This is a genomic window from Pseudomonas sp. DSV-1 (assembly GCF_035830915.1).
GTDB lineage: Bacteria > Pseudomonadota > Gammaproteobacteria > Pseudomonadales > Pseudomonadaceae > Aquipseudomonas.
The window spans coordinates 1-4,480 of sequence record NZ_JAYMYG010000005.1 but is presented as its reverse complement, the minus strand read 5'-3'; the positions used below and the strand labels follow the sequence as shown (position 1 = coordinate 4,480).

Annotated in this window: 8 protein-coding genes; 5 read left to right on the top strand and 3 right to left on the bottom strand. The window is 56.8% G+C overall.

What is annotated here, in order from left to right; translation table 11 throughout:
- Positions 1–75: 75 nt before the first annotated feature.
- Positions 76–336, top strand: coding sequence for a hypothetical protein (locus tag VSQ83_RS26750; RefSeq protein WP_095039477.1), 261 nt, complete (start codon positions 76–78; stop codon positions 334–336).
- A complete protein-coding gene (locus VSQ83_RS26745; protein WP_010657465.1) occupies positions 333–581 on the top strand; it encodes a hypothetical protein in 249 nt (82 codons plus the stop codon). The genes VSQ83_RS26750 and VSQ83_RS26745 overlap by 4 nt, the downstream gene beginning before the upstream one ends.
- Before the next feature lie 31 nt (positions 582–612).
- Here the strand turns inward: VSQ83_RS26745 and VSQ83_RS26740 are convergent, their stop codons facing one another.
- Positions 613–1,032, bottom strand: coding sequence for a hypothetical protein (locus VSQ83_RS26740; RefSeq protein WP_073510845.1), 420 nt, complete (start codon positions 1,030–1,032; stop codon positions 613–615).
- Between the two features lie 1,561 nt (positions 1,033–2,593).
- Here VSQ83_RS26740 and VSQ83_RS26735 point away from each other — a divergent pair.
- Both VSQ83_RS26735 and VSQ83_RS26730 read left to right on the top strand, forming a co-directional pair.
- Positions 2,594–3,022, top strand: coding sequence for a hypothetical protein (locus tag VSQ83_RS26735; RefSeq protein WP_010657471.1), 429 nt, complete (start codon positions 2,594–2,596; stop codon positions 3,020–3,022).
- Between the two features lie 98 nt (positions 3,023–3,120).
- Positions 3,121–3,369: a hypothetical protein gene (locus VSQ83_RS26730; RefSeq protein ID WP_010657470.1), complete on the top strand. Its 249-nt coding sequence runs from the start codon at positions 3,121–3,123 to the stop codon at positions 3,367–3,369.
- Positions 3,370–3,432: 63 nt separating this feature from the next.
- On the opposite strand, the gene VSQ83_RS26725 is transcribed toward VSQ83_RS26730, so the two are convergent.
- Positions 3,433–3,723 carry a type II toxin-antitoxin system RelE/ParE family toxin gene (locus VSQ83_RS26725; protein ID WP_084357101.1) on the bottom strand — a complete coding sequence of 97 codons (291 nt, stop codon included), beginning with the start codon at positions 3,721–3,723 and terminating at the stop codon, positions 3,433–3,435.
- Complete coding sequence (locus VSQ83_RS26720; protein WP_010657468.1) at positions 3,686–3,949, bottom strand: CopG family ribbon-helix-helix protein; 264 nt, start codon at positions 3,947–3,949, stop codon at positions 3,686–3,688. The genes VSQ83_RS26725 and VSQ83_RS26720 overlap by 38 nt, the downstream gene beginning before the upstream one ends.
- A 292-nt stretch (positions 3,950–4,241) precedes the next feature.
- Between VSQ83_RS26720 and VSQ83_RS26715 the strand changes: the two genes are divergently transcribed.
- On the top strand, positions 4,242–4,480 hold a 239-nt coding region (locus VSQ83_RS26715), incomplete at its 3' end, for a hypothetical protein (RefSeq protein ID WP_326427937.1).

Genomic DNA, 4,480 nt, shown 5'->3' with positions numbered 1-4,480 from the left:
GTTACCCGTTAAACATGTGGCCTTTTTTGCGTATGACGCGGCTGCGCTGGGCGGTCCGTACGGAGTAGTGCCCGAATGAGCGGCCGTTACGCTAACGAATACGATCCGTTTATCGCGATAAAAATGCCCCTTGAGGTTCTAGAAAGTCTGAGCCGCCGCCTGACAGCCATCGAGCGCAGCGCCGACACCCTGCAGGTGCATCTGGCCAGCGAACGGGCGCAAGGCTTCGTCGAAGCGCTGGAGGTGCTTAAGGTGTTTAAACCGGGGGAGATTGAAAGCCTGTACCTGATCATGGATGACGCCGCTCAGGCGCGCGTCACGGCGTTGCTGCTGTGATCGGGGACGGGATTCACGAAGACGCGCTGCAGCACCTGGTGCAACAGAGCGCGGTCAGGGAGTTTGTCGCCGGCCGTGATACCACCCGTACCAAGTGGACGTTTTCGGTACGCCTCGGCGGGCCGCACTCGCGGCTGATTCCAGTACGGTCGAGGCGGGAGGTGATTCGTACCTGGGCCAGCCTAACGGCGGTGGGTCGCTTTGCCGAAGGGCTCGGCGTGCGAGGCTTTGCGGTGGAACTGTGAAGTTTCGCGCCCGCGAAACTGGCCACGGCTTTTAGTTATCGAGAGCGTCGAGCAAATTTGCCCAAGTAGGGGCTTCCCCTGGCTTCGCGTTGTGAGGCAATGCAGGTTTAGGCTCGGGTTTATGCTCGATCAGCCGAAGTGATTGTTGCAGCTCTTGTATCTCTGCACGCAGCAATCGAACCTCTTCAACCAACGAGTGTAGGGCTGGGTGTAAGGCGTCCATTTCAGGTGTAGGGGAAGTGTAGGGCGAGGGTGTCGGGTCAAGTGTAGGGCGGTGTAGGGTGATCCCCTGTGGTTCGCCATAAACGCGGATCATTTCTGATAGGTCGATAACCTTTTGCCCTTTACCGTCTAGGCCAGCAGTTACGCGGCCTTTAGACACGGCCTCATGCAATGTTGAACGGTGTAAACCGTAGAGTTTTGCCATGCGGCCGATGGTTAATTTTGCCATGTAGGGCAGTGTCGGGTTCTGTCTGTAGGGTGCCCTACAGTCTACTGCTATTTATGAGACTTAACCGACCATTCCCTAACGCGGTCCGGTGGACCTTGTTGGCTACCGTGCTGGTAGGCAGCACAGCTGCCAGACCCACACGGCAGCTTGTGAAAGACACAGGGTTTGCGCTGAGCGAGCAAACGCAATATCTTTGGGTAATAGATACATAGCATTAAAACGAAAAAACCCTGCCAAGGCAGGGTTTCATTCGGGCCAGCGGCGACTGCAATCGCTCTGGCCAAGGTCTCGGGGAATCTCTGCTTTTCGGTGCGGGGAACGAGACCTGGTAAGCCAATTCTGTCGGGAAAACTCCCGTCTGTCCAGCTTCCAGCCTCCCCCGACACCTCTTCCCGACGCTTGGAATCAAGATGCTTTGGGCCCGGGAAGTAATAGCTGCCGATCAAGGGGATCTCTTCACGGCAGCCGGTATAGCCGGTTAGGTGCGACCCGCAAGGGCGAGAAGGCAATGGCAGGGCAGCGTAAAAACCCAACCACGGGCGCTGTCACTGTCCTAAAACCCACCAACCGCCAGACGCCGAAGAGGGCAGGGGGCGCAGTGGTAAACAATCCCCGAAAGTCTGGAACGCCTGTTGGGAGTGGGAGCCGGGTGGTCGCACCTGGAACAAAATCCTCACTGCGTGGAGTCATGCGAGACGCTTTTTTTAAAAGCCGATCGTAGGGGCTCCCACGCCAGTGGGAGCCATCAAGTGCGTCGCGCAGCCATCATTATTGCCGCCAGTGGGCGGCCTTAGACTGGCGTCAGCCATCATTGCTCGTGCTCTTGTCTCTCAGGGTTATTACCCGCTTTGGATCTTTCCCAGCGAGTGGGGGTCCCCCTTTAGGGGGTCGAGCTGGTGAGCGCGTAGCGCGAATGCTCTTGGCTTTTTGCCCTTTTGTACCTTTTCACCTTTATACCTCTCCTATTGGCGTTCTATTGCTGAAGCAATAGCCAACGCAATAGAACGACCAATAGAACGCCACATAGATAATCCAAGACAAAAGCAGAGCAACAGCGCGCCATCCCTACGGTCTGTCGTGGCCGCCCTGCGGGACGCCCAAACCTTCCGGGGGAGCGCCCCGTCAGGCTTTCAGGGTTCCGACTCGCTGCGCGAGCCTCCACCCTCTTTCCTCACCTGCGCCCTGAACGGGCTTGTCTCGAAAATTCACCCGCGTGCGCGCCCGGCAAAGCCGGACCAACCTGCATTCTGCAATTGCGCGACGTCTCGTTGCGGTCCTTTGTCCCTTTCTCGACTGCTACATCGCGAATCCAGGTTGGTCCGGTTTCACCTGACGCGCACGCAAGCGGTGCGGCCGGATGCTTCGCACCCTGGTTACGCCCTGAACGGGCGTAACCAGGGCAGACCGGAAAAATTTGGCCTGGGGGCCATTTTTCCTCCCCCCCCTCGTGGGCTCGGGAGGCGTCTGTCAGGCTGTTCACGCCACCAGAGGTGGCGGTTTATCCGAGCAGCTTTTGGCTGCTCGGGATGCGCTACCATGCGATTTTTTAAGGAGCCATCTCATGCAGCGTTTGGTAAAGCCGTCGGATTACGTCCTGCAGGACGTACTTGGCCAATCGATGTATCAGATTCCCTGGGAGCCCAGGCTCTGCCCGGGCAACCCTGCAGAAGATCCCGAGGCTGGCGCACTTCTTTACAACGCATTCGTCCAGGATCAGGCCAAAGGTGTTGTGCCGCGGACACCCGCCGAGCAGATGAGTGACATTCTGGATTGGGTTTTCGAAACGGCAGGCGAACCCGCCCGCAGCCTGGCCGCTGACTTGGCGGCAGCGTACCTAGGCAATCACGCCTTCCTGATCGATGATCTGGATGATTGGGACGCGGAAACCAAGTCGCATCGGGCGCACATGGTTTTTCATGGCGAGGACATTAGGGGACTTTCAGCGCGAACCGTCATGAAATTGCGGGCTCGAGCTGCCGCCGGATTTTAGCCGCGAAAATATCGTTAGACCGGTTGTTGCTACTAGCAACACGGGAGCGCATAACGAATAGAAAGGAACCCGCCCGGACGGGCCAAGAAGGTGTCGCAATGCGTATGACGTTTGGCAGTGCCTGCCGTAACGCGGGCCTTATGGCGGTGGTGTATTTCCTGTACGTGGGCTTCCAGAAGGGACACTTTGATGTCTTCGGCTGGTACGGGGTTGGGTGGTCGTGGGGGGACTGGCTAGTGTTGGCGGTGCTGACGGGGGTTTTTGGGGTCATTCTGTTTGAAGAATGGTGGGGGCAGCGCAAGCGTGCGAAGGCGAAGGCCCGCGAGCAGGGCGAAGACTTCCAATAACGCCGCGTATGTAAGTCGGACACAAAAAATCCCGCCAAAAGGCAGGATTTTTTGCTTCCGAACTCACCAATCTTCAGGGCGTTCCGCGTGCTGATGGAGAATTCGATATATCAGGATGGTATCCCCCTTCCGCGTGTAAATAGATCGATAGGGGTATTTCGAAATAATCAGTTCTCGGCAATCAGGGATATCCGAGGCTTTCCCTAACTGAGGAAAGGTCTCCAGTCGGGTTATGGCTTCCAGCACTTGGGAAATGACTTCCTCGGCCTTTTCAGCACCTAGACGCGGTTCGTAATGCTCGTAGATACCTTCGAGGTCACTGTCCGCTTTGCTGGTTAATGCGATTTTCGGCACGAGCCACCCACTTAGCCTTCACGGCATCCAAGTCGATTAGATTGCCTGCCTCAGCATCAGCGATCCCTTCGGCTACCGCTCGAAAATGCCAGGACTCTGACTCTACATAACGTGCCAATGCACGTTTGAGATGGTACTGACGATCCCGATCAGTTGCTTCAGCGAGCTGATCGAGCTGGTTAATCAGCTCCGATTCCACACGAAAAGACAGGACAGGCGAGGCCATGTTATCACTCCACACGATTTTGTCTACGATGTAGACGTTGTCTACTCATATTTGAGTATTCCACTATCAGTGGAATATCGCAACTATTTGCTAATCATTTATGAGCACTCACTATCATCGACCCAGTGCGAATAACGCCGCTTATGTCAAAAAGGCCCACACACTCAAGCCGAGCGTGGGGGCCTTTTTTTGTGGGCACGGAAACCACACCCCTCCTACACTGGTACGCCATACCCCACCTCTGTGGTTTTACGCACTGTGGGCCACTGACTCGGATAAGGACGCCACCTCCATGCCGTTACCCGTCACACCGACCTATGAGCGCGGTTTGCGCGACCTGCGCGCACTATCCCCCGAGACTGCCGAGCTGGCCGAGCGCATCGCCCTGGACCTAAAGCCTGAACTGTTGAGCATTGCGTCCGCCACCCTGGAGGCCCAGTTGCTGGATCTAATGCAGGAAGTGGCTCAACAACATATCCGCTGTGTGACACGGCTATGGGACTGGTTAACAGCTGTGGCCAGCGCGGGGGC

Bases quoted from the DNA above. Each gene is read 5' to 3' on its own strand.
- VSQ83_RS26750 (WP_095039477.1), top strand. From the start codon at position 76: ATGAGCGGCCGTTACGCTAACGAATACGATCCGTTTATCGCGATAAAA.
- VSQ83_RS26740 (WP_073510845.1), bottom strand. From the start codon at position 1,032: ATGGCAAAATTAACCATCGGCCGCATGGCAAAACTCTACGGTTTACAC.
- VSQ83_RS26735 (WP_010657471.1), top strand. From the start codon at position 2,594: ATGCAGCGTTTGGTAAAGCCGTCGGATTACGTCCTGCAGGACGTACTT.
- VSQ83_RS26730 (WP_010657470.1), top strand. From the start codon at position 3,121: ATGCGTATGACGTTTGGCAGTGCCTGCCGTAACGCGGGCCTTATGGCG.
- VSQ83_RS26720 (WP_010657468.1), bottom strand. From the start codon at position 3,949: ATGGCCTCGCCTGTCCTGTCTTTTCGTGTGGAATCGGAGCTGATTAAC.